This is a genomic window from Citrobacter sp. CK206 (assembly GCF_030333125.1).
Lineage (GTDB): Bacteria > Pseudomonadota > Gammaproteobacteria > Enterobacterales > Enterobacteriaceae > Citrobacter_B > Citrobacter_B koseri.
In genome coordinates, this window is the sequence record NZ_JAOWGM010000031.1 from 137,684 (window position 1) to 161,332 (window position 23,649).

Consider the following 23,649-nt stretch of genomic DNA (forward strand, 5'->3'; position numbering starts at 1 on the left):
CTTTTTAATTATCCTGAATTATTTGAATTGTATAGATGGCGTGCCGCGCGATAACGGGCGGCACGCAAGGTGCTGTTACAGGAACCCGTACATGGCGGCGAAGATCCAGCCAAATACACAGGAGACGCTTACGCCAATCAAACCGGGCAGAATAAAGCTGTGGTTAATGACGAAGCGACCAATGTGGGTGGTGCCGGAACGGTCGAACTGAATCGCGGCCAGATCGCTCGGGTAGGTCGGCAGAATGTAGTAGCCATAGCACGCTGGTGCTGACGCCACGATGTAAGCCGGGTCTACGCCGATAGCCAGTGCCAACGGAACAATCGCCGCCAGCGCCGCCGCCTGGGAGTTTACAAACTTGGAGACCAGCAGCAGAACAATTGCATAGGCCCACGGATACTCTTTCACCATTTCGCCCAGCACGCTTTCGATTTCAGTCATGTGCGCGCCGAACATGGTTTCCGCCATCCAGGCAATACCGTACACCGCCACAATCGCGATCATACCTGAACGGAAGACTTCATTTTTTGAGATAGAAGCAGGATTGGTTTTTGTCAGGATAATAATCAGCGCGCCGGTCAGCAGCATGAACATCTGAATGACCAGCACCATCGACAGCGGTTTGCCGCCGAAGACCGGACGCAGTTCAGAGAAGGCGCCTAACAGAGCGACAACGGCGATGGCCGACAGGAAGATCCACATGGCCAGCCAGTTGCTTTTCGGCAGTTTTTTATCCAGCAGCGTGGCGGTGTCGCCATACACGTAGTGGTAGTTTTCCGGGACGGAGATGAACTTCTGGAACTCTTCGTCTTTATCCAGATCTTTACCACGGAACCAGCTGAAAATACCGATAGCCAGGATACCCAGCAGGGTCGATGGAATGGTGATGGAAAGCAGGTCAAGGAACTCCAGATGCTTACCGTTAAAGGTGAAGTTACCCAGCATCGCGACCAGCGAAACGACCGCCACAGAAACCGGGCTGGCGATGATCCCCATCTGCGCGCCGATAGAACTGGCTGCCATAGGACGTTCCGGGCGAATATTGTTCTTAATCGCGACGTCGTAGATGATGGGCAGAATGGTGTACACCACATGGCCCGTACCGCACAGGATGGTCAGCGTGCAGGTTACAAACGGGGCGACGATGGAGACGTATTTGGGGTTGCGACGCAGCAGCTTCTCGGCAATCTGCAACATCACATCCAGGCCGCCGGAGGCCTGTAGCGTGGCGGAGGCGGCGACCACGGCGATGATCACCAGCATCACGTCGACGGGCGGTTTACCCGGCTGGAGGTGGAAAACAAAGACCAGAATGACCAGACCGATACCGCCTAATAAACCCAGCGCGATACCGCCTTTTCTGGCGCCATAAAACAAACACACTAATATTATGATAAGTTGTATACTAAATAACATTTATCTACCCTCGCGATAAACCTGTTTAATTTTTGATAAATAGATCACAGTCATGTTCTGTTTTTTGTGAATTGTCCTCAGAGCCTGACGAATATTCGCTTTGTCTGTATTGATGATTAATCTCTAAACATGAAATAAGAATTTTTCAGTAAATCATGAGTCATTCTTGGCTTCTGTTTATGGCGTATTCAGAGAACGAAGCTCCCTGGCGATGGGCTGGTTGACAAAGAAGAGCAGGGCAGGTTGTGTGTTTTGTATTCTATGTTACTGAATTTCAGGAACATATCGTCTGCTCACAAAAATAGCGTTATTTTAATTTTTTTTATGTGTCCGGTGAATCCCAGACTACTCCTTTATAGTTAAAAATACACACTCTACGAGTCACATAATACTTAATTAACTTTTGTTACCGTTTTTGAAATTAAAAACAATGTGACGCTTCTGAATAATAAGCTGATGAATTAAAACATATTTGTGTTCATATTTGATCTGGCACAAATTCTCTATTTTTGAGGGTGTAACTTGTGCCTTTGTTATTTTTCATTATTGTAATAATTGTTACCTTTATATAACGCATAATGCGAAGCGGCTTCTTTTCTACTGGCAATATTGCTTAAGTAAAGAATAATGTTCGGCCTGAATACGATAACGGTAAACCGGTCTGCCGGTCACGCCATAATGGATGCTGGTAAACAGAATATGGCAATTGACCAGCCAGATAAGATATTTACGGCAGGAAACGCGGGAAATATTGACCTCATTCGCCAGCTCGTCAGTTGAAAATTCCTGGTCCTGGTGCGCATCGATCCACTGACACAGGGTGCGCAGCGTTTGCGGCGTCAGCCCTTTAGGCAGGCGTCGGGTATCCGGCTCATTGGATGAACTGCCGTGAATCAGCCGATCCAGCTCTGATTGTTCATAATACTGGTGCTTCTCCATCGCCGTTTTCTTTTGCAGCCAGCCGGTCAGCGCCTCTTCAAAGCGGGAAGCCTGAAACGGTTTGATCAAATAATCGACCACGCCGTAATGGAGCGAATCTTTGATGGTGGTGGCGTCGGCGGCGGAGGAGATAACGATGACGTCACATTTGCATCCGGCGCTGTGCAGGACGGGCAGCAGGTCCAGCCCGTTCTCCTTCTGCATGTAAATATCCAGTAAAATCAGATCAATATGGTTTTCGCCATCGAAGATAAACGCTTTTGCTTTCTCCAGCGTAGACGCGGTGCCGCAGCAGTGAAAGCCAGCGATCTGCGCAACATAGCGGCGGTTTAACTCTGCTACCATCGCATCGTCATCGACAATTAAAACATTGATCATATGCTGGTCCTCTCCCCGTCCCAGGGTATTTGAACAAAAAATTGTGTGAAGATCCCGGGTTCCGATTCGACGGTAATATTGCCGCCGATACTCTCAACTTGCTGTTTTACTATCGCCAGACCGACGCCACGCTCCGTTCCTTTTGACGAGACGCCTTTGTCAAAAATTTGCTCTATGCGTTCGGGGTCAATTCCCGGCCCGTCATCGTTGACTTCACAATGCAGCCAGCCATGCCGATAATGCAAGGATACGCTGATTTCACCGCCGGGTTGTTGACCTAGCGCCTCCAGCGCGTTTTCAATTAAATTGCCCAGAATGGTAATCAATACGGTGATTTGATCTTCATTACGGCTGTCCGGTAATCGACTTTCATTGCTAATCACTAGGCTGTGCCCTAAATCGGAGGTGCGATTAATCTTACTGAGCAAAAAGCCTGCGATAACGGGCGACTTTATTTTCCCCAACAGTGAGCCGATCTCTTCCTGATAGTTATTAGCCGTCTTAATAATATAATCTTCAAGCTGCTTATAACTCTTCAGATGCAATAATCCCAGAATGACATGTAATTTGTTCATAAATTCGTGGGATCGTTCACGGAGTGCATCCGCGTAGTTGACCATTCCGTCCAGACGCTGCATGAGCTGGCGGACTTCTGTTTTGTCCCTGAACGTGGAGATCGCGCCGATGATTTTTCCATTGCTGCGCACCGGAACGGTGTTGATAAGCAGCAGACGATCTTTAACGGTAATCTCTTCATCCCGGCGCGGCGTACCGTCGCGGAGCACGTCGTTCAGATTCACTACCTGCGACCAGGCGTGGCTAAGCGAGGATAAGTGCGCGTCATCCTGCGATTTGCGGTAATCAAGAAGTTCCTGCGCCGCCTGGTTGATTAATGTCACCTCGCCGCTGTCGTCAACGGCGACTACCCCCTCTTTGATGGATTGCAGCATCGCCTGGCGCTGCTCAAACAGCGTGGAAATTTCATACGGCTCCAGGCCGAACAGGATGCGTTTGAGCACCTTCACCAGCACGTAAGTGCCCAGCAGCCCCACCAGCGCGCCGAACAGAATCGACCAGATGATGCTCCAGCGGCTGTTGTTGATCTGCTCCGTTACTCTGCTGAGCTCAAGGCCAATCGCCACGACGCCGATCTGCTGATGATTGTCGTCATAAATGGGCGTGAAAACCCGCAGCGCTTTGGCAAGAAAACCGCGATTGATGGCGACGTTTTCATGCCCCTGTAGCGCCAGCAGGATGTCGTCGCCTTTAAACGGCTGGCCGATTCGCTGCGCTTCCGGGTGCGAATAGCGAATGCTCTTCATATCGGTAATCACGATAAATAACATATCGTTGCGTTTGCGAACCGCCTCGGCGATCGCCTGAATGCCGCTCTCTGTCGGCTTTTGCTTCATACGCTGGCGAATTTCCGGGGAGTCCGCCAGCGTACGGGCGACCGCCAGCGCTTTGTCTGCCAGCGCGTCGCGCGTCATGTGGCTGATCTGTGAGAAATAAATCAGATGGACGACGAGCAGCACGGAGAACAACACGGCGCTGACCATCAATATCACGGTCGTGCCGAGTTTCATCTGGCGTTTTCGTCCAGCGCGGCGTTGCAGAGAATGTTTCATCGCGATCCTGAGATTACACATTGTGTGGGTATTATCCCTGATGGGACGGGTAATTCAAAGGAGGTAGGGAAAGACAGGGACATAAGCACGCTATCGCCCGGCAAACAGGTTAACACCCCGCCGCAATATAATCACCGTTCGCACTGATGGGGATCACCGTCAGAAACAGAATGAGGGCAAACAGCACCAGCGCCAGCCCGCCGATGATACGGATAACCGGCCCCAGCCAGCGCAGGGGGGCATGGTTCCCGGCAAACAGCGCCTGGGTCTGGTTGCGTGCGTAACGTACCGCCAGCGACAGCCCCATAATCGACAGCGCCGTGCCGAAGGACATGGTCATGACGGCGGCAATCCCCCAACTGACAATGCCGAGCGCGTTGGAGAACAGTAAAATCATGATTGCCCCGCTACAGGGGCGGGCGCCTGTCGCCAGAATCACGCCGAGGCGTGTTTTCCAGTTGCCGTCGGTGAGTTCTGCGCCCACGCCGTGATGCCCGCAGCCACAGTGTTCGTCGTGGCTGTGCGGCTGGGAGAAACGCGAGAAAATGGGCTTTGGACGCAGGGTTTTTAACGCCTGGTAGATGATAAGTAGCCCGAACGCGCCAATCAGGACGGCGCTGATTTTCTCGACGTACCAGCGGCTGGTGCTGAGATCGCCGGCGGCCAGGTTGAAGCCGACCGCCAGAATAAACACGAACAGTATGGCGCTGACGCCCTGCATCAGGCTGCCAATAAAGGGTACGACCCGCGCGGCAAGCAGGCTCTCTTTCGTCGTGCTCAGCCAGGTGGTGACGATAAATTTCCCATGCCCCGGCCCAATCGCATGCAGTACGCCATAGAAGAACGCGCCGGTCAGCAGCCATAGCCCGCCGGTGTACTGGTGGTTATTGAGTTGCAGCAAATACATGACCAGATAGCGGTGCAGGGTGATCTGGGCGGCGAGACACCACTGGATAAACGCTTCCCAATGGCTGTGCACGGTGAAACCTGCCCACAGCAGCGTCAACATCAGGAGTCCTGCCAGCGGTAAACGCAGGGAGGGAAGCTGTTTTGGTGCGATCATGATTCCGCCTGGTGATGAGTTTTGCGGAAAGTATAGCCTGAGGAAAGCGATTCTCCGCAGAATTGTCTGCCGGATAAGGCGAAGCCGCTATCCGGCATTTTCCGGTTAAGGCGCGAGGAAGATCTGCGGCCCGCCGCTTGTCGGGTGTGTTCCGACGTGAACTTCCGCGCCGTACCAGCGGGTTAGCGTATCGGCTTGCAGAACCTCGGCGGATGCGCCTTCGGCAACGATGTTGCCGCCATGCAGCAGCACGATTCGATCCGCCCACAGGGCCGCCAGGTTGAGATCGTGCAGCACGATGCAAACATGCAGATGGCCCTTACGGGTCAGCGTTTTCAGCAACCGCAGTAAATGCTGCTGATGGAACAGATCCAGCGCGGAGGTGGGCTCATCAAGAAAAAGCCAGCCGCGTGGGGAGCCGTCGCACCATAGCTGCGCCAGCGCGCGCGCCAGCTGTACGCGCTGCTGTTCGCCGCCGGACAAGGAGGCGTAACGTCTTCCCGCCAGCGACAAACATTCGGTAAGCTGCATCACCTGATGAATCACCGCCGCTTCGGGCTGCTGCGTCCAGGGCATTCGCCCCATGCCGATTACGGCCCCAACGGGCCAGTCAAACCCCATTCGCGTTTGCTGAAGCATGACCGCGCGGTAGCGGGACAGCGTCTGCGCAGACCATTGCTCAAGCGGTTTGCCGGCCAGCAGGCAACGCCCGTCTGCCGGAGTGAGATAACCGGTGAGCAGCCTTAACAGCGTCGATTTCCCGGCACCGTTGGGGCCAATTAATGCCAGCAGTTCTCCCTGGGTCAGGGAGAGCGAGATATCGCGAATAATTGTTCTGCCCGCAGCGGCGTAGCTGACGCTGTCAGCGAGAAAACGTTCAGCCATACTGACCTCCCCGGCGGAAAATAAGCCACAGGAACCACGGCGCGCCCAGAATACTGGTCAGCAGCCCGACCGGCATTTCAGCCGGGGCAACCAGCGTTCGGGCGATGGTATCGGCAATCAGCAGCAGAAAGGCGCCCGCCAGCACGGAGCCGGGGATAACCGCACGATGGTCTGCCCCTAACCACATTCGTATCAGATGCGGCACGACCAGACCGATAAAACCGATCACGCCGCTGACGGCGACAGCCGCCGCCACCAGCAACGCGCTACAGATCAGCAGGATTCGCTGAACAACCCGGACATCGACGCCCAGGTAATGCGCCTCTTCCTCTCCCAGTTGCAGCAGGTTAAGCGCGCCAGCAAGACGCCAGATGAGAAATACCGTTGGGATCATCAAAGAGGCGACCGCCAGCAGCGTTGACCACTGCGCCTGGCCAAGGCTGCCCATTCCCCATAGCGAGAGCTGGCGTAGCTGGGTGTCATTGCTGATCCACGACAACACGCCCACCGCCGCGCCGCATAGCGCATTAATGGCGATGCCGACCAGCAGCAGCCGGGAGAGCGAACTGTCCCGCTGTCGGCTGAGCAGGAAAATAACGACTGTTGCGATGAGCGCGCCAATGAATGCCGCCAGCATCGGCGCATACAGCATAATCAGGGGAGGCAGCGTGAGCGGAAGGACGACCCACAGCGCAACGGCTAACGCCGCGCCGCTGCTGATGCCGAGCAGTCCCGGATCGGCGAGGGGGTTGCGAAAGAGCCCCTGCATCACGCACCCGGCCAGCGCCAGCGAGCCGCCAATTACCAGCGCGAGCAGAACCCGGGGCAGACGAATGTTGAACCAGATCTGGCGTAACGCGTCGTCGCCGTCATGCCAGAGCAGGCTGAGCGGCAGGCGTAATGCGCCAAAACCGCTTGCCACGACCGTCACCACTGCCAGCATCAGCGCCAGCGTATACAGAGAAAGCGTGATCCGCCGTGGCATCAGGGCAATGACTCCGCTTTCGCGCGTAGCTGCTGAATCGCCTGAGGCGTACGCACGCTAAAACCGAGCAGCGCCATATCATCGACCGCGAACACCTGCTTATTGCGCCCGGCAGGGGTCTGCGCCAGTCCCGGTAACTTCCAGAGATTCTCTTCGCCGCCCATCGCCGTTAATCCCTCCTGGGGAAGCACCACCAGATCGGGCTGGCTGGCGATCACGCCTTCCTGTGAGAGCGGCTGATAGCGGGAGACGCCCTGCATCGCATTTTGTAGCCCTGCCGCGCGAATGGCGGCATCCGCTCCCGTTTGCTGTCCGGCGGCCATCGCGCTCATTCCGCCGTGGTTAAGAATAAACAGCACCCGCTTATTGAGCGGCGTGGTCGGCAGCGCGGAAATCTCTTTATTCAGCGTCTGGCGCAGCGCCTCGCCTTCAGCCACCCGGTCGGTGGCGTTGGCGATGACCTGCACTTTCTCGTCGATGACGCGCAGGTCGTTGCGGCTCGGTACGGTAATGACCCGAACATGACTTTGCTCGACCTGTTTGAGTACCAGCGAGGGCTGAGCCTGGCTGCTTGCCAGCACAAGATCGGGACGCGTGGCGAGGATACCTTCGGCATTTAGCTGGCGCAGATACCCCACATCCGGCAGGGCAGTGGCCTCCGGCGGCCACTGGCTGGTGCTGTCGCGGGCGACCAGCGAAGACTGTGCGCCGAGCGCGTACACGATCTCGGTGACATCTCCGCCGAGCGCGACGATCCTATCCTGTTTCGCGGCAAGAACCGTCAGCGGCAGGGCGGCAATCAGGGCAAGCAGTTTTTTCATGCCGCCAGCCCTTTTGGCATCAGCGCCTCAATCTGTTTGCGCCACTGTGTCTGTTCTGGTTCGCCTTCCGTACGCTGACCGTAAAGCTGAGCGATTTGCGTGCCGTCATGCGCAAAGAGTTCCAGACTGGTGACGTGGCCGTCTGCGGTAGGTTTGCGGGTTATCCAGGTCTCGGCAATCGTCTCTTCCAGCAGGTGCAGCGTAAACGTCGGGTTGAAAATATTCAGCCAGCCTTTCATCGGCACGACTTTTTCGACCACGCCGGTGAAAATTTGCACGCAGCCTCTGTTGCCGACGAACACCATGATTTCATTGCCGTCTTTAAGGGCGGCGTCGAGGAGCTGCGCCAGCGCGCCATTCGGCACCTTGCAGGCCAGATCGTCAGCGACCCGTTCAAAAGCCTGCTGGCGGGTCAGGTTATGGCGCTTGAGCAGCGTGAAGAACTGGTGAACGTCGGTCATCGCGCGCCACTCTCTGTCGACGGTCACGGCATCGGCAGCCGTTTCGTTAACAGGGGTTTCAGCCGCTTTCAGCGCCAGCGGCGCATTCTCGGTCACGATAAAATGTTGCAGAAGCTCGTCCCAGGCGGCGGTGTCGGTGTTGTCCGTGGCATACACCTTCAGGAGCGCATCGCCCTGATGATCAAAGAACTGAATGCTCTGGCGCTCGCCGCGGGCGGTCGCTTCCTTAATGTGGAACACGCTGGCCCATTGATTTAAAAATAAGCGCAGATCGAGCGCGCGTGGGTTCAGTACCAGCCCGGCGTGACCGCTCAGGTGTTGATTGGTGAATGCGCCGACCTGCTCGTGTACCGCATACTCGTTGCGGCAGATGCATTTTGTTTCGCCAACGGATTCCAGCGCCGCGAAAATTTCACGCGTGTCGCCGCGCAGCCGCCATGCGTCATGACCGACGCGGGCAAACGTCAGCTCCGCCTCGCTGATCCCCAGTAAACCAGCGATGTCACGCGCGTACTTACCAGGATGTTGTTCTTTTAGCTCAAGCCAGCGTGTGTAGTGGTTCATTGTCTCTTCCTTCCAGTGTTTGCCCCGGCGAACCGGGGCGGGTGATTACCATTGATAGCTCACGAAAATCTTGCCGTTGCGCCCGTCCTGCGGGATGCCCTGCGGCGACCAGTACTCTTTATCGAAGGCGTTACCCAACACCAGCGTGGTGGTCATGCCTTTCAGCGCCTGCTGTCCCTGGTAGCTAACGTAAAAGTCGTTGACGGCATAACCCGGCTGTTTGCTGTATTCGCTGCTGATATGCGTTGAGCGATCGGCAAACGTTCCTACCCAGCCAACGGAGAAGCCGCTCTGCGCGACGGGAATATTCAGCTTGCTGGTGACGGTATCCGGGTTAATGCTGGAGATATACTCTCCGGTATCCTTGTCTTTCCCACGGGTGCGGTTGTAGGCCACGTCGAGGCTGAACAGATCAGCGGTATATTTCGTCATCACATCCCAGCCCCAGATTTTGGCGTTCGGGACGTTGTAAGACATGGTGGTCGCGGCGGCGAAATCGACGGTCGTGGAGATGTAATCTTTTGCTTTGGTATCAAAGTAGCTGGCTTTGAACTCCAGCGCATCGTTGGACAGCATCAGATTGTCGAAACGCAGACCAAAACCGTACTCCTGCGTTTCGTTGGTTTCCGGGCGCAGGTTAGGGTTTGGCACCCAATAGTTAGTGTAGAAGCTGCCAATGGAGAAGTGTTTTGCGTCGTTATACATTTCACCCATTGTCGGCGCGCGGAATGCCTGGGCGTAAGAGCCAAACAGCATCAGCCAGTCTGTCGGGCTGACGGTTAACCCGGCGCGGGATGACCATTTATCGGCATCAACATCGTCATAGCCGTCGCTGCTGCCGCGGTAGTTGTCGTAACGCGTGCCGCCCAGCAGGGTGACGGGCAGGTCGCGAAGGGTGATTTCATCCTGCAACCAGCCGGAGCTGAAGTCGATTTTTGCTTCCGGGAAGCCGGTTGTCACGCCGCCGGGTTTTTGCTCCTGACGGTAATACTCTCCGCCATACGTCAGCAGGTGAGAGGCGAAAGCGTCGCTGAAGAGGCGCGTGCGGTTTTCAACTTTTCCGCCTTTGGTGGTTTGTTTGCGAAATTCGCCCGTGTTATCGACGTTCTGGGCGTTGATGCGCGCTTCAGACCAGTACACTTTGGCATCGGCATTCAGCCAGTCGTTGCCCTGCGGCGCGATCCTGTAAGAGAGCTGCATGTCGCGCTGGATGGTCGAGCGATCCACAAGAGGGTTGCTGGTGGAGGCATCAATCGTTTGTGGGTTCTTCGGCTCTTGCGCGTCGTTGTTGTAGTAACGTAATGACCCACTCAGCGCCTGCGCATCGTTAATATACCAGGTGCCTTTTGCCAGCATGTTATTGATCGATTCATCATTTGGCGCCGTGGAGCCGTCGCCCTGGCGCAGGTCGCCACGATCGCGGCTGGACCATGCCACCAGTCCATCAAGGTTATCGGTTCGGCCAAAGGCGCTGGCGCCCATTCCCAGACTGTGATCGCCGGTGCCGCCAGTACCAAAGACGCGGAAACCGCTGTTCTGGCCCTCCTGAAGCAGATCTTTCGCATCGGTGGTTTCATAAGAGATCACGCCGCCCAGCGCGCCGCTGCCGTACAGCAGTGCGGAAGGGCCGCGAACGATCTCAATACGTTTGATCAACGCCGGATCGAGGAAGGTGCTGTTGAGGTGCCCGGTATCGGTTCCCTGACGAACGCCGTCCACCAGAATCAGTACGCCGCGACGATCATAGCCACGCATACTGATATCCTGGCCGTTGGTTCGCCCGCTTCCGCTCAGGGTGATCCCTGGAACAGGACGCAGCAGATCGGCTGCCGAGCTGGCGGTCTGGTTTTCGGGATCAGACGTATCGATAACGCTCACCATCATGGGGGCTTCAAAGGTGCTGCGCGCATTACCGGTCGCAGTGACGGTGATATCGTCTGTGGTCGCGTAAGCCGCCCCTGGCAGGGTGCTAACGATTGCCAGCGCCAGCAGAGATGGGCGCAAAGAGGCAGATTGCAGGCGTAACATAACAACTCTCCATAAGGAAATTGAAAAGTGCTGGCTGCCTGGGGGGAGACCTGGGTGGCTGGCGAAATTGGTTATTTATTTAGTCAGGATCAGTTTCCCGGATTGCGTCTGGCGGAGCAGATAATGTTCACCCTTATGCTCAATCAGTACCCAGCCTTCTTCGCCGAGCAATACTTTGCTGTCTATCTGGCGTTTGGTGCCTGAAGGAGAAAGCGGAGCGTTGTTTTTTATTATTGCAGCCATAGTGTTATGCATAGCGGGCGCATCCGTTATGAAAATGATAATAAACATGATAACAAGAATGATTATCATCAAGATCAATTTTTGCATCAAGCGTTTTTTCGTAAAATAGCGTCTGGATCAACTTTGGTGAGAAAAGCGGTGATATTGAGGGGTACGGCAAGTAAAAACCCGCAAAATGGCGGGTTTTTTATCTCGTTACATCGTGATTCACAACGGACTTTATTTTTTCTCCAGCGCTTCCCAGAGACCTGACAGGTAAGTGACGCCGAGCGCGCGGTCGTAAAGACCATAGCCTGGGCGTCCCGTTTCTCCCCAGATAAAGCGACCGTGATCCGGGCGGATATAGCCATCAAAGCCGTTATCGTGGAGCGCCTGCATTACGCGGTACATGTCCAGCGAACCGTACTGCGAAGGGTGAGCCGACTCGTAGAAGTCTTTATCTTTGATCAGCTTAATGTTGCGTACGTGCGCAAAATGGAGGCGCTTGCGACGCGTGAATTCAGCCAGGATTTCATAGACGTTATTTTCTGGATCTTCCGCGATCGAACCGGTACAGAGGGTGATGCCATTCGCCGGAGAGTCAACGGCATCGCAAATCATCGCCAGGTCGGCGTGGTTTTTGACCACGCGCGGAAGGCCGAAAATAGAATACGGCGGATCGTCCGGGTGAATGGCCATTTTCACGCCCACTTCTTCGCACACGGGAATAATCTCCCGGAGGAAATAAAACAGGTTTTCCCGCAGCTTGTCGTCATCCACCCCACTGTAGCGCGCGAATAATTCCTGCACTTTAGCCAGGCGCTCAGGTTCCCATCCCGGTAATGCGAAACCGTTGGAGTTATCCAGAACCTCTTTTACGACCTCTTCCAGCGTCTTATCAATGCCATGTTTTTCAAAGGCCATCGTCAGAGAACCGTCCGGCAGGACGTAGTTCATGTCCGTTTTCATCCAGTCGAAGACCGGCATGAAGTTATAACAGATGACCTTTATGCCAAAGCCCGCCAGGTTGCGGATCGTCTGCTTGTAATTCTCAATATAGCGATCGCGTTCCGGGGTGCCGATTTTGATGTCATCGTGGATATTGACGCTTTCGATGACTTCCATCTTCAGGCCCGCAGCGTGCGCCTGCTCAACCAGCGCCTTAATTTTTTCAACCGGCCACACTTCTCCAGGGGCGACATCATAGAGCGCCCCGACGACGCCTTCTACACCCGGCACCTGGCGAATGTATTCCAACGGGATTTTGTCTTCCTGTGGCCCAAACCAGCGCATTGTCATCTGCATTCTTTGTCCGCCTTTCTTATCTTATTGCGTATTTCGTATATTTGACTTCATACCATACTAGTATTGACTAGCATATTCAGTAATGACAATTTGATCAACCTTACCGTAGAAAAAAGATTAAATGCCGCCAGGAATATACATTTCCGTTAAGGGGAAGCTTTTACTGGAAAGCTTATTTCCGGTAAGTGTTTTAATTTTGTAAAATATAATGATCAGTTTGTTCTTATTTGTCGTTTATCGTGAAAATAACCGCTATAGCACAGGGATTAATACACGCCATTACGACTGAAAGTGATTTTTTTATTGAAAGTTGCATAACATGATTTAAGTCACAAATTTCTTAATTACACTTGTATGGTAGTAGACTTTAAATGGGCGGGAGGGGTAATGTCGGGGCTATTAAGTACCTGTCATACACCGATTTTAGCCTCAACCTGGGGACGTTTTAGCAAAAGCCATCCCCTTGTGCGGAGTAATTATGTCCATGATAAATCAAAGTTTTATGATAAATAACGAACCGGGTCAGCGGTTGTATTCTGAGCTGGCTAAGACGTTACCTATTATTGACTATCACTGCCATCTTGAAGCGAAAGCGATTTGGGAAAACAAACCTTTTGCCGATATTACCCAGCTTTGGCTGGAAGGGGACCATTATAAATGGCGGGCGATGCGCGCCAATGGCATACCCGAGCGGAAAATTACCGGCGATGCCTCTTCAGAGGAAAAATTTGAAGCGTGGGCGCAAACCGTTGAGGCCAGTTTTGGTAATCCGCTGTATCACTGGACTCATCTTGAACTGAAATATTATTTCGCGATTGAGGAAACGCTAAACAGTAAGAACTGGCGCACGATTATGGCGCAGTGTAATGAACAATTACGTCGCGATGATTTTTTACCGCAGGCGTTAATTACCCGTTCAAATGTTGAAGCGCTTTGCACAACCGATGGGCCGCTTGACGATCTGGAATATCATCAGCGACTGGCGGAAAAGCGTGATTTTTCAACGCTCGTGCTGCCGACCTTCCGTCCCGATGAACTGTTTGAAACGCATCCCGATCGCTTCCTGACGTTTGTTTCTCGCCTGTCGCAGAAAACCGGAAAAACCATTACCACTCTGAATGAGTTTCTCGCGGCGCTTGAAGCGCGCGTCGATTTTTTCCACAGCACGGGTTGCCGGGTGTCGGATCATGGGCCGCTGGCCGTTCGTTTTCGCCCGCTTGATGCTGCCGGGCAGGCCGCGCTGTTCCAGCGCCGACTGGCAGGTGATGCGCTGACTGAAGATGAACTTCAGGCCTGGGATAGCCTTATTTTTGTCGCCTTAGCCAAAATGTACAAACAGCGCGACTGGGCAATGCAGATTCACTTTGGCGCGATTCGCAACAACAACACGCCAATGTTCGAAAAAATCGGCATTAACTGTGGCTTTGATTCTATTGGCGATCAGACGCACCTTGCGGAAAGCCTGAATGGTCTGCTGAACGCAATGGCGGAAAACAACGGTCTGCCGAAAACGATCCTCTATAACCTCAACGCCAGCTATAACGATGTGGTTGCCTCCACCATCGCTAATTTCCAGAGCGGTGAAGATGGTGTGAAATCCCCGCTGCAATTTGGCTCCGGCTGGTGGTTTAACGATACGCGACGCGGCATGGTGAATCAGCTCAATGCGCTTGCCGATCAGGGATTACTCTCTAACTTTATTGGTATGCTGACGGATTCCCGCAGCTTTGTCTCCTATACCCGACACGATTATTTCCGCCGAATCCTCTGTGATTTGATTGGCGGGTGGGTCGAAAGAGGGGAAGTGCCGGAGGACGATGCGATCCTCAATAACATGATTCGTGGCATCTGCGTGGATAACGCCCGCCGCTATTTCCGTTTTCGATAAGACTGATGCAGGAATAAACGATGACCCGTAAGAACAGAAAAGTCACCATTCCCGTCAGTATCGGCTACGGCCTGACGGATATCATGGGGGGCGGCGCATTTACCGTTATCGGTGCCTGGCTGCTTTTCTTCTATACCACCTTTGTTGGTCTGTCGCCGATTGAAGCGGCATCTATTGTGGCGATCGCGCGTATTGTCGATGCGATCGTGAGCCTGTTTATGGGCAGCTTCACGGACCATTTCTATAAGCATTATTTGGGCAAGAAATTTGGCCGCCGCCGTTTCTTCCTGCTCATTGGCGCGCCACTCATGCTGGTTTACATCCTGTTATGGATGAACGGCATGAACTTCTGGTTCTATCTCGCTGTGTACCTGGCCTTTGAGATTATCGCCGCTATGGTGCTGATCCCGTGGGAAACGCTGCCGTCTGAGATGACCAAAGACTTCAATGACCGTACCAAACTGTCAACGTGCCGCATGTTCCTGTCGGCATCCGGGACGTTCCTTGCCACCTTTATTCCGGGCCTGCTGATCGGCTGGCTGGGTGAAAACAACGCGGATGCATATCTGATCAACGGCGTTGTATTTGCCGTGCTGTTTACGGTCTGTGTGTTTATCTCCTGGAAAGTGACCTGGGAACGTGAACTGACGCCGGAAATGCTGGCGGAAATGGAAAAAGAGCGTCAGCCGATGACCGCTGGCGAAAAACTGGCGGCGTTTGGCAACCTGTTCAAAGAGTATGCCTCAACGTTAAAAGTGCGCGCGTTCCGTAAACATCTGGCGATCTATCTCTTCTCCTTTACCGCCAAGGATGTCTACAACACCGTATTCGTCTTTTTCTGCGTCTACTGCCTGAATGTTTCATCCTCGCTGGCGGGAACATTGCTGTCGATGAGTATCGTCGGCTTGCCGGTCACGCTGGCGGCGGGCGTGGCGATTATTAAATATGGCCCTTCTCGCCTCTATGTCTTCTCCTACAGCCTGATGATGCTGTGCCTGGGCGGGTTCTTCCTGGTTTACCAGTTCCCGACCGACAACAAAATCGTATTGTTGGTGATTCTCGCCGGGGTTTACCAGGTCGGGCGCTGCATTCTGGAGTTCACGCCGTGGAACGTGTTCCCGTTCATCCCGGACATTGACGAAATGATCACCCGTCAGCGCCGTGAAGGGCTGTTTGCCGCCGTCATGACGTTCTCCCGTAAGACAACGGTAGCTATTGCGACCTTTGCCGTGGGCCTGCTTCTGCAAAGCGGCGGCTTCGTGAAAGGCAGCCAGACGCAGCCGCAGGAAGCGATCACGACTATTGCCATGCTGCTGTTCGTTGGTACGGCCGGGCTTCTGATCATTGCACTGTGGCAAGCGCTGACCTTCCATCTGAATAAGCGCACGCACAAAATTTTCGTGGACGAAATTGAACGCCTCAAAGCGGACGGTCTTAAACAGGATGTGACGCCGGAAGCCCGCCATATTGTGGAAGACCTGACGGGCTACAGCTATGACTCGCTCTGGTGTCAAAGCGCGCCTGAACGGGTAAAGCCCGCTGAACCCACCTCCATACTGAGCTGATACAGCCTGGCGGCAGCAAGGGCGCAATAGGCCTGCTGCCGCCAATCCCTCTTTTTATACAGTGAGTAGAAAGATGCAAAATAAGCTATTACACGCGAAAGCCACCGTTCCGAACTGGGATCGCAACGCGCTGGTTCCGCGAATTGTTCACCTGGGATTCGGCGCGTTTCATCGTGCGCATCAGGCCGTTTATGCGGATATTCTGGCTGCGGAACACGGCAGCGACTGGGGCTACACCGAAGTTAACCTGATTGGCGGCGAGCAGCAGATCGCCGATCTGAAAAATCAGGATCGCCTCTATACGGTGGCGGAAATGTCGGCCGATGCCTGGACCGCCCGCGTGGTTGGCGTAGTGAAGAACGCGCTGCATGCGCAGGTGGATGGCCTGGAAACGGTGCTGGCTGCTATGTGCGAGCCGCAGATTGCCATTGTATCGTTGACGATCACGGAAAAAGGCTACTGCCACTCTCCGGCTACCGGCCAGTTGATGCTCGATCACCCGGCTATCGTTGCCGATCTGCAAAACCCTCAGCAGCCAAAATCAGCGCCGGGCGTTATTGTCGCCGCGCTGGCGCGCCGCAGAGCGGCGGGTCTCCCGGCGTTTACCGTGATGTCCTGCGACAATATGCCGGAAAACGGTCATGTCATGCGCAACGTAATATGCGCCTATGCGCAAGCCGTTGATGCCGGGCTGGCTGCCTGGATTGCGCAGAACGTGACGTTCCCCTCCACGATGGTGGATCGTATCGTCCCGGCGATGACGGCGGAAACGCTGGATAAGATTGAACAGCTTACCGGCGTGCGCGACCCGGCAGGCGTGGCCTGCGAGCCATTCCGCCAGTGGGTTATCGAGGATAACTTTGTCGCAGGCCGCCCGGAATGGGAAAAGGCCGGAGCCGAACTGGTGGCTGACGTGCTGCCGTTTGAAGAGATGAAGCTGCGTATGCTTAATGGCAGCCACTCTTTCCTCGCTTATCTGGGTTATCTTTCCGGCTATCAGCACATTAATGAGTGTATGGAAGATGAGCACTTCCGACACGCCGCGAGGGCGCTGATGCTGGAAGAGCAGGCGCCGACGCTGAACGTGACGGGGGTGGATCTCACCCGCTATGCCGATATGCTGATTGCGCGCTACAGCAACACGGGACTGCGTCACCGTACCTGGCAGATTGCGATGGACGGCAGCCAGAAACTGCCGCAGCGCATGCTGGATTCCGTTCGCTGGCACCTGGTTCACCACCATCGTTTCGATCTGCTGGCGCTGGGCGTTGCGGGCTGGATGCGTTACGTCGGCGGGGTGGATGAACAGGGAAACCGTATTGACGTCAGCGATCCGCTGTTGCCGGTCTTGCAGAATGCGGTGATGCAGAGCGCGGAAGGCGAGGCGCGGGTAAAAGCGCTGCTGGGCGTGGAGGCCATTTTCGGGAACGAATTACCGCATGAGCCGCTGTTTGTGGCGCAGGTAACGCAGGCTTACCTGTCGCTGCTGGAAAACGGCGCGAAAGCGACGGTCGCCCGCTATATCTCTGAACGGTAAAGCGTAAAGGAGTGCCGCCAGATAACGACGGCACTCCTGCGTTATTCACCAACCCTTTTCCTCTTTTTTTCTCCCGTCGCTTTCTTCTGCGCTAAACAGTGACTAAACAGCGATGATGTCGTTTTAACGATGTAACGCACCTGCGCGAATTAGCGATGTCCGCCACAAAATTCACATATCACTCCCACTGATGAAAGGAAGCGACTTGCTTTTGTACAGGGAGGCGGATAGTTTCTGTAACGTTACACTAAAACGTTACAGAAGAAACATACAGCAGTTTTTCTCATTTACTCTCCTGGCGATTTAGCGGTGCCAGACGGCGTTATCGCTACCCTAATGGTATGTGGAAGGACAATCATGATGGAAATAAAACAGCTTCGTTCGACCAGACGTTTTTTAGCTTTAGCTTGCTTAAGTACCGCGCTGATAGCGGGCAGTGTGGTGACTTCTTTTGCTCAGGCAGCGCTTAATTTTCGCGTTTACTCCTCTTTGCCCGGGGATGATTCCTCCGCGCACTATATCTGGTTTACCCGTTTTCAGGAGAACCTGAACAAAAACGAAAAATTGAAAGGGCAAATTAAGCTCAACTATTTTGCCAACGGGATGTTAGGAAAAGAGGCCGATGCCACGCAGCAGGTACGCATTGGCGCAATCAATATGATGATCTCCGGCACCTCGATTTGGGCCACGCTGGTGCCTGAAATCGGCGTTCTGGATCTGGGGTATCTGTTTAAAGATTACGACCAGGTTGGCAAAACGCTGGACGGAAAAGCGGGCGAGCAGCTTTCTGCGTTAATGCTGAATAAAGCCAACGTTATGGTGCTGGGTTATGGCTATAACTTAGGCGCGCGTAATGTGTATACCAAAAAGGCTATTGAAAAACCTGAAGATTTAAAGAATCTGAAAATCCGCGTTCTGCCAGTGCCTAACTTTATCGCCACGCTGAATCATATGGGCGCGGTGGCGATTCCGATGCCGGGCGGCGAGGTCTATTCCAGTCTGCAAATGGGCGTTATCGACGGCGTTGAACATGATGCGCCGACCATCTACTCCAGCAAATATTATGAAATTATCAAGAATGGCACCCTGACCCGCCATAGCTTTAACCCGCTGATGATTGCCATGAATAAGAAGAGCTTCGAGCAAATTCCAGAAGCGCTGCGGGCCGATGTCCTTGCGGCGGCGCAGGAAGCCACAGAGTACGAGCGCCAGCAGGCAAGCCAGAAAGAGCAGGAAGCGATTAAAAACCTGGAAGCCAAAGGGGTGACATTCCGCGAGACCGATCGCGCGTACTTTGCGCAGCAGGTGCAGCCGGTCTGGAAGGCATTCCTCGATCAATATCCTGATATGAAACCGATTGTTGATGAGATTACCGCCGCGGCGCCAGGCGATAAGTCGTAATACGTGAGCCGCCGATTCAGCCGGTTTTGGGGCGGGTCGGCGGTATCACCCGGTAAGCCCATGAAAGGAGTCCAACATGGCAGATATCTCTATGAAAGCAAAGGATGAAAATGCTTTGCTGATGCTGTTAGGCCGACTGAGCAGAGGCTTAACGACCTTAACATCCTGGGCCGGGGCACTGGTGCTGTTTATCAACGTACTGGTGGTATTCGCATCCGTTATCTGGCGCTACGCATTGCATTCACCGATTCACTGGGCGGAAGAGGTGGCGCGTGCGCTGATGATTGCCCTCGTCTTTTTTGGCGTGGCCACGTCCACAGGCAGAGGCGGGCATATTGGCGTCGATCTGTTCCTGCGTTTTTTGCCCGAGCAGGTGCGCCCTTATGTTATCCATGCCAGTCGTTGGGTGCTGTTTCTGGTGTCGGTGGGGCTGGTGATTTCCAGCTATGACCTGGTGCAGGCCGCGCGGGTACAAACGACCGAGACCGGCCTGCCGCAGACGATTTACGTTATCCCGGTGTTGATCGGTTCCGTGGTAATGATGGTGGCCGCGCTGGAACATGCGCTGCATGAACGCGCGCGGGTTGTTCTGCTCAGCGGCGGCGGAATCCTGGTGCTGGCGGCGCTGGGGTATCTGAAACTCTCGCTGATGGCCGATCCGGCCAGCGCGGCGGCGGGACTGATGCTGATCTGTTTTGCGCTGGGTATCCTGGCCGGTGTGCCTATCGCGTTTACGCTGGGCATGTCCGCAATGGTGTTCTTTATTTGCGATCCGTCGTTACCGTTTGTCTTTTTCTCTCAGCAGGTTGCCGCCGGGGTAGACCACTTCGTTCTGCTGGCGATTCCGTTCTTTTTACTTGCCGGGGCGGCAATGGAAATCAACGGGATGTCGACGCGTCTGGTTGAGCTGATTGTGCGCGGGATGGGGCGCTTTCGCGGCGGGTTAAACATGACGACCGTGCTGTCGATGGCCTTCTTCTCCGGGATTTCCGGTTCCAAACTGGCGGATGTCGCCGCGGTGGGCGGTGTCTTGATGCCTGCGGTGCGTCGCGCTAAGCAGGACAGCGAAGAGGCCGCAGGGGTGTTCGCCGCATCGGCGGTGATGGCGGAGACCATTCCTCCGTGCGTAAACCTGATCGTCATGGGGTTTGTGGCGAATATCTCCATCGGCGCGTTGTTTATCGCCGGCCTGGTTCCCGCCGTCTGCCTGCTGATACTGCTGATGATCGCGGCCAATCGTTTTGGCGGAAAAATTAACGTCAGCGAGGCTTACCCGGTTTTACGCCCGCGTGCGCAGCTCTACCTTGGCGCCGCCGTGGGGCTGGTCATGATCTTTATGATTGGCCGTGGGGTGATGATGGGGATTGCCACCTCGACAGAAATCTCCGCCTTTGCGGTGATTTACGCCATCGTTGTCGGTCGCCTGGCGTTTCGCGAGCTGACGCTGAAAGCGACGGTAAAAATGTTTATTGATATCGCGGCCATGTCCGGCGTACTGCTGTTCATCGTCGCCTGCGCGACCAGCCTTTCTTATGCGCTGACGATACAGATGATTCCGCAGCAAATCGCTGAACTGCTGGTGGGGATTGGGATGGAACAGGGCGCCTGGCTGTTCCTGCTGTTGACCATTGTGATTCTGATTATCTTTGGCGCGGTTCTGGAAGGTGCGCCAGCGTTGATCATTTTCGCCCCTATCCTGGTGCCAATCGCCATTCAGCTTGGGTTTAACCCGCTGCATTTCGGTATTGTCATGATTCTGGCGATGGGCTTTGGCTTATTTTCACCGCCGATTGGATTAGGGCTGTATACCACCTGCGCCATCTGCGGCGTGGAGATGAAACATGTTATTCGGCCAATGGCGAAATATCTGGCGGTTGTTTTCGTCGGCATCATCATTGTGGCGATGGCACCGCCATTAACCACCTGGTTGCCTGGACTGGCAGGCTACTGATTATTCATTACGGATATTCGCCACGCTCAGTGGCGGGGATGTCCGCGCGCTGAAAATAGCAGTAACGCGACAGGTTATCGCCTGGCGATGTTTAAATCTGAATAAGTGGAGTATGAAATGGGATCATTAGTGGGTAAAAAAGTTTTTATTACCGGTGCGGAACAGGGTATTGGTAAAGAAACGGCCAGAAAATTAATTGAGGCCGGATGTGATATCTATATTCATTATTTCAGCGGCGAAGAAGGCCCACGAGAATTAATGGCCATTGCGGAGCAAAAGGGAGGCCGGGCGGCTTGCGGTTATGCTGATTTAACGAATGAGGAAGATGCCGCGCGGTGCGTTGCACAGGGCGCGGCGTTTCTTGGCGGCATTGATATTCTGGTGAATAACGTCGGTGGAATTATCGCCCGAAAATGGCTCGGCGAGATCGAACCACAGTTCTGGCGTACCGTTATTGACGTGAATATGACCACGATGCTCAATGTCACCCAGCAGGCGTTGCCCTGGCTGAAAGCCTCGCCAGATGGGGCGAGCATTGTGAATCTGGCGTCATTAGCCGGTCGTTCCGGCGGCCATGCGGGCTCTCTGGTTTATTCCACCACGAAAGGCGCCGTCTTGACCTGGACGCGCTCACTTGCCGCCGAACTGGGCGAATCTGGCATTCGGGTGAACGCCGTGGCCCCAGGATTGATTCTGGGCACCCGTTTTCATAATCAGCATACGACGCAGGCGTCTGCCGACCAGACGATTCAGGCTATTCCTTTGGGGCGCGCCGGTACGCCTGAAGATGTCGCCCGGGTAATCTGTTTCCTCGCCTCTGAATATGATGGTTTCGTCTCCGGTGCGACGATTGATATTAATGGCGGTATTTATCGGGCGTAAAAGCGGGCGGGTTGTAAAACCCGCCTGAGTTAAAAGGGACTCTTTATGATAAAGTCAGATATTATTCATCCCGATTTATTACAGGCATTGGCGCAGTGCGGTCATAAAGCCAATATTCTGATCGCGGATGCGAATTACTCTTTCCTGACCAACTCGTCACCGCAGGCACGTATTATCTGGCTTAACTTTTCTCCCGGCTTAATTGGCAGCGTGATGATTCTGGAGAAAATTCTTGGCTATATTAACGTAGAGAAAGCGACGTTAATGACGAGCCCGGCTGAATTTGATAACACGATTGAGCGTGAATACCGTGGTCTGCTTTCAGAAATGACGGAACTTTCTCATGTTGAGCGAAATGCGTTTTACGCGCTGGCAAAATCATCGGATACGCTGCTGGTGATTGCGTCAGGCGAAACCCGCCGTTTTGCCAATATTCTCCTCACCGTCGGCCCGACATTACTCTGAGAAGACGAGAATAACGCGACGTTCTTCTCGCGTTATTCTCATCGTATATTTTCCGCTTCCCGCACCGATTGTCGGCATACCAGAGAAGGGGGAAACAAAAACTCGTCGGGAGGGATTGCCGGAGTCTCTATTCGGGCGATCAGGCGCTCAACCATCACGTCCGCCATCTCCGTGAGCGGCGGCATAATAGAGGTCAGGCCGGGGTAAACCAGGCCAGAGAGTGAAATATTGTCGATACCGACGAGAGAGATCTCTTCCGGCACGCGGATACGGGCTTCGTGCAAACCACTCATCAAACCAATGCCAAGCGCATCGTTAATGGCGACGATGCCGTCAGGACGAAGGGATTGCTGGCAGAGGGTTTGCGCCAGAGAACGGCCCAGTTCGGTCATTTCGGTATCTCCGTAGGCGGCCATCGCTTTTCCTTCGATGATCATCCCTTCACGATACATGTTGTGCTGGCGTACCGCGCTGAGAAAGCCTTCTATTTTATGCGCGCGGCTGGGGGTCATCCCTGCGACGGTCGCAAACGCGAGGCGGCGACACCCGCGCGCGATAAGATGCTCTGCCGCCATTCGGCCCGCCTCAACGTTATCCATCGACACGCTGTCCAGCGCGAAACCGCCAGAGTCAACGCTTGCGGGCATACGGCCATCGTAGTTCACCATTATCATGCCCTGCGCCGCCGCGCGGGCGAAATGCGGCTTTTCGATATCACAGGCGGCCACAATAATCCCGCGAACGCCATGAGCAAACATATCTTCCAGAAACGCTTCTTCTTCTTCGATTTGGCGATAGGTGTTGCCGATCAGCACGCGGTAGAGGTGTTTTTTGGCGGCCAGATCCACTTCACGCGCCAGTGCCGCAAAGCTGGGGTTCACGATGGATGGCACCAGCAACCCGATCATTTTTGCCTGCCCCGTTTTGAGTTGCTGGGCGACCCGGTTGGGGAAATAGTTGAGCGTTTGCATGCTTTGCTGAATGCGCGCCAGCGTTTCCGGGCGCATTTGATCGGCGCGGCCGTTAAGCACATTGGACACCGTGCTGACGGAAACGCCCGCATGCTTTGCGACATCTCGAATGTTTGCCATACATCTCCTTTGCAGCAATCGGTGAATGGCGGCTCATTCAGTATCGCCATCTGGATAGCAGAGTATAAACTACAACGGTTTAGTGTAACGTTACAGCTAATCGTGTCAATGCCATAAATCCCGTAACCGTTGTTCACACAATGAAAAATCTAAATAACATTGATAATGAGTTTT

The 23,649-nt window shown here is 54.2% G+C and carries 19 protein-coding genes; 7 read left to right on the forward strand and 12 right to left on the reverse strand.

Features of this window, described 5'->3' with window-relative positions; genetic code table 11:
- Positions 1–75: 75 nt before the first annotated feature.
- The 11 genes from dcuB to uxuA all read right to left on the reverse strand — a co-directional run bounded on the left by dcuB (position 76) and on the right by uxuA (position 12,695).
- Positions 76–1,416, reverse strand: a complete 1,341-nt coding sequence (gene dcuB, locus OGX81_RS21695; RefSeq protein ID WP_012134520.1) for an anaerobic C4-dicarboxylate transporter DcuB — start codon at positions 1,414–1,416, stop codon at positions 76–78.
- 597 nt (positions 1,417–2,013) lie between these two features.
- Positions 2,014–2,733: a two-component system response regulator DcuR gene (dcuR, locus tag OGX81_RS21700; protein WP_049011800.1), complete on the reverse strand. Its 720-nt coding sequence runs from the start codon at positions 2,731–2,733 to the stop codon at positions 2,014–2,016.
- Positions 2,730–4,361 (reverse strand): sensor histidine kinase, encoded by a 1,632-nt coding sequence (locus tag OGX81_RS21705; protein WP_047459570.1) that lies wholly within the window; start codon positions 4,359–4,361, stop codon positions 2,730–2,732. The genes dcuR and OGX81_RS21705 overlap by 4 nt, the downstream gene beginning before the upstream one ends.
- 109 nt (positions 4,362–4,470) lie before the next feature.
- Positions 4,471–5,424, reverse strand: coding sequence for a nickel/cobalt transporter (locus OGX81_RS21710; protein WP_104867879.1), 954 nt, complete (start codon positions 5,422–5,424; stop codon positions 4,471–4,473).
- 105 nt (positions 5,425–5,529) lie between these two features.
- Positions 5,530–6,309, reverse strand: coding sequence for a heme ABC transporter ATP-binding protein (locus OGX81_RS21715; protein ID WP_286487642.1), 780 nt, complete (start codon positions 6,307–6,309; stop codon positions 5,530–5,532).
- Positions 6,302–7,294 carry a FecCD family ABC transporter permease gene (locus tag OGX81_RS21720; protein WP_047459566.1) on the reverse strand — a complete coding sequence of 331 codons (993 nt, stop codon included), beginning with the start codon at positions 7,292–7,294 and terminating at the stop codon, positions 6,302–6,304. The genes OGX81_RS21715 and OGX81_RS21720 overlap by 8 nt, the downstream gene beginning before the upstream one ends.
- Positions 7,294–8,115: a heme/hemin ABC transporter substrate-binding protein gene (locus tag OGX81_RS21725; RefSeq protein ID WP_104867877.1), complete on the reverse strand. Its 822-nt coding sequence runs from the start codon at positions 8,113–8,115 to the stop codon at positions 7,294–7,296. Before OGX81_RS21725 ends, OGX81_RS21720 begins: the two co-directional genes overlap by 1 nt.
- Positions 8,112–9,140, reverse strand: a complete 1,029-nt coding sequence (chuS, locus tag OGX81_RS21730) for a hematinate-forming heme oxygenase ChuS (RefSeq protein WP_012134512.1) — start codon at positions 9,138–9,140, stop codon at positions 8,112–8,114. Before chuS ends, OGX81_RS21725 begins: the two co-directional genes overlap by 4 nt.
- 45 nt (positions 9,141–9,185) lie before the next feature.
- Positions 9,186–11,168 (reverse strand): TonB-dependent hemoglobin/transferrin/lactoferrin family receptor, encoded by a 1,983-nt coding sequence (locus OGX81_RS21735; protein WP_104867876.1) that lies wholly within the window; start codon positions 11,166–11,168, stop codon positions 9,186–9,188.
- Positions 11,169–11,243: 75 nt separating this feature from the next.
- A complete protein-coding gene (gene hemP, locus OGX81_RS21740; RefSeq protein WP_077956852.1) occupies positions 11,244–11,480 on the reverse strand; it encodes a hemin uptake protein HemP in 237 nt (78 codons plus the stop codon).
- Between the two features lie 150 nt (positions 11,481–11,630).
- On the reverse strand, positions 11,631–12,695 hold the full coding sequence (gene uxuA, locus OGX81_RS21745) for a mannonate dehydratase (RefSeq protein WP_012134508.1): 1,065 nt from the start codon (positions 12,693–12,695) through the stop codon (positions 11,631–11,633).
- Positions 12,696–13,173: 478 nt separating this feature from the next.
- On the opposite strand from uxuA, the gene uxaC reads away from it, so the two are divergent.
- The 7 genes from uxaC (at position 13,174) to OGX81_RS21780 (ending at position 22,384) form a co-directional block, all read left to right on the forward strand.
- Positions 13,174–14,583 (forward strand): glucuronate isomerase, encoded by a 1,410-nt coding sequence (gene uxaC, locus OGX81_RS21750; protein ID WP_104867875.1) that lies wholly within the window; start codon positions 13,174–13,176, stop codon positions 14,581–14,583.
- Positions 14,584–14,603: 20 nt separating this feature from the next.
- Entirely contained in the window at positions 14,604–16,148 is a 1,545-nt protein-coding gene (locus tag OGX81_RS21755; protein WP_047459551.1) for an MFS transporter, read from the forward strand.
- A 73-nt stretch (positions 16,149–16,221) separates the two neighbouring features.
- Positions 16,222–17,685, forward strand: coding sequence for a mannitol dehydrogenase family protein (locus tag OGX81_RS21760; RefSeq protein ID WP_104867874.1), 1,464 nt, complete (start codon positions 16,222–16,224; stop codon positions 17,683–17,685).
- A gap of 357 nt (positions 17,686–18,042) precedes the next feature.
- Entirely contained in the window at positions 18,043–19,086 is a 1,044-nt protein-coding gene (locus tag OGX81_RS21765; protein ID WP_012134504.1) for a TRAP transporter substrate-binding protein, read from the forward strand.
- A 76-nt stretch (positions 19,087–19,162) separates the two neighbouring features.
- Positions 19,163–21,037 (forward strand): TRAP transporter large permease, encoded by a 1,875-nt coding sequence (locus OGX81_RS21770; RefSeq protein ID WP_058668440.1) that lies wholly within the window; start codon positions 19,163–19,165, stop codon positions 21,035–21,037.
- Between the two features lie 117 nt (positions 21,038–21,154).
- A complete protein-coding gene (locus OGX81_RS21775; RefSeq protein ID WP_012134502.1) occupies positions 21,155–21,919 on the forward strand; it encodes an SDR family NAD(P)-dependent oxidoreductase in 765 nt (254 codons plus the stop codon).
- Between the two features lie 45 nt (positions 21,920–21,964).
- On the forward strand, positions 21,965–22,384 hold the full coding sequence (locus tag OGX81_RS21780; RefSeq protein ID WP_049011918.1) for an RbsD/FucU family protein: 420 nt from the start codon (positions 21,965–21,967) through the stop codon (positions 22,382–22,384).
- 38 nt (positions 22,385–22,422) lie between these two features.
- On the opposite strand, the gene OGX81_RS21785 is transcribed toward OGX81_RS21780, so the two are convergent.
- Entirely contained in the window at positions 22,423–23,490 is a 1,068-nt protein-coding gene (locus tag OGX81_RS21785; RefSeq protein ID WP_326999281.1) for a LacI family DNA-binding transcriptional regulator, read from the reverse strand.
- Between the last annotated feature and the right edge of the window lie 159 nt (positions 23,491–23,649).

Coding starts and splice junctions, on each gene's coding strand:
- dcuB (WP_012134520.1), bottom strand. CDS start 1,416: ATGTTATTTAGTATACAACTTATCATAATATTAGTGTGTTTGTTTTAT.
- dcuR (WP_049011800.1), bottom strand. CDS start 2,733: ATGATCAATGTTTTAATTGTCGATGACGATGCGATGGTAGCAGAGTTA.
- OGX81_RS21705 (WP_047459570.1), bottom strand. CDS start 4,361: ATGAAACATTCTCTGCAACGCCGCGCTGGACGAAAACGCCAGATGAAA.
- OGX81_RS21710 (WP_104867879.1), bottom strand. CDS start 5,424: ATGATCGCACCAAAACAGCTTCCCTCCCTGCGTTTACCGCTGGCAGGA.
- OGX81_RS21715 (WP_286487642.1), bottom strand. CDS start 6,309: ATGGCTGAACGTTTTCTCGCTGACAGCGTCAGCTACGCCGCTGCGGGC.
- OGX81_RS21720 (WP_047459566.1), bottom strand. CDS start 7,294: ATGCCACGGCGGATCACGCTTTCTCTGTATACGCTGGCGCTGATGCTG.
- OGX81_RS21725 (WP_104867877.1), bottom strand. CDS start 8,115: ATGAAAAAACTGCTTGCCCTGATTGCCGCCCTGCCGCTGACGGTTCTT.
- chuS (WP_012134512.1), bottom strand. CDS start 9,140: ATGAACCACTACACACGCTGGCTTGAGCTAAAAGAACAACATCCTGGT.
- OGX81_RS21735 (WP_104867876.1), bottom strand. CDS start 11,168: ATGTTACGCCTGCAATCTGCCTCTTTGCGCCCATCTCTGCTGGCGCTG.
- hemP (WP_077956852.1), bottom strand. CDS start 11,480: ATGATAATCATTCTTGTTATCATGTTTATTATCATTTTCATAACGGAT.
- uxuA (WP_012134508.1), bottom strand. CDS start 12,695: ATGCAGATGACAATGCGCTGGTTTGGGCCACAGGAAGACAAAATCCCG.
- uxaC (WP_104867875.1), top strand. CDS start 13,174: ATGTCCATGATAAATCAAAGTTTTATGATAAATAACGAACCGGGTCAG.
- OGX81_RS21755 (WP_047459551.1), top strand. CDS start 14,604: ATGACCCGTAAGAACAGAAAAGTCACCATTCCCGTCAGTATCGGCTAC.
- OGX81_RS21760 (WP_104867874.1), top strand. CDS start 16,222: ATGCAAAATAAGCTATTACACGCGAAAGCCACCGTTCCGAACTGGGAT.
- OGX81_RS21765 (WP_012134504.1), top strand. CDS start 18,043: ATGATGGAAATAAAACAGCTTCGTTCGACCAGACGTTTTTTAGCTTTA.
- OGX81_RS21770 (WP_058668440.1), top strand. CDS start 19,163: ATGGCAGATATCTCTATGAAAGCAAAGGATGAAAATGCTTTGCTGATG.
- OGX81_RS21775 (WP_012134502.1), top strand. CDS start 21,155: ATGGGATCATTAGTGGGTAAAAAAGTTTTTATTACCGGTGCGGAACAG.
- OGX81_RS21780 (WP_049011918.1), top strand. CDS start 21,965: ATGATAAAGTCAGATATTATTCATCCCGATTTATTACAGGCATTGGCG.